The sequence below is a fragment of the Streptomyces sp. NRRL S-31 genome, assembly GCF_000718775.1.
In the GTDB taxonomy this organism is placed as follows: Bacteria; Actinomycetota; Actinomycetes; order Streptomycetales; family Streptomycetaceae; genus Streptomyces.
The window spans coordinates 1-409 of sequence record NZ_JOCB01000298.1; the positions used below are offsets into that span (position 1 = coordinate 1).

Here is a 409-nt window from a genome sequence, read left to right on the forward strand (position 1 = left end):
TTGCTGGTGGGTGCTTTGAGAGCGCGCGGTATCCACGCCACGGCGGACGGCGAAGGCACGCTCCGGATCACGGGTAGGGGGCCGGCGCAGCTGGTATGGGGTGTGGGCGTCTATCTGCGTGCTCTGACCGTCTGGCGTGCCGCCGCTCCCGCGGGTGAGGACCGCGGTACTCGCATCCCCCCCGACGGCACCTACATCACCCTCACCGACCCCACGCCCGTCCCCCTCACCCGTACCCGCGGTGCCGACATCCCCGTCGGCACATGGCTGTTCCAGGCCCGGCATGTGGGACTGACGGGACTGACGGACAACGAGATCACCCAACTGGAGGAAGCCGGTCTGCGCGTCGGGGAAGCCGACAGCACCGACAGACGCATACTCCAGAACCCGGCCGACCCCGGAGCAGCAG

Annotated in this window: 1 protein-coding gene; it reads left to right on the forward strand. The window is 69.4% G+C overall.

Features of this window, described 5'->3' with window-relative positions:
* Positions 1-102: 102 nt before the first annotated feature.
* The coding region (locus IF37_RS40535; protein WP_037858561.1) for a hypothetical protein at positions 103-409 on the forward strand (307 nt) is incomplete at its 3' end.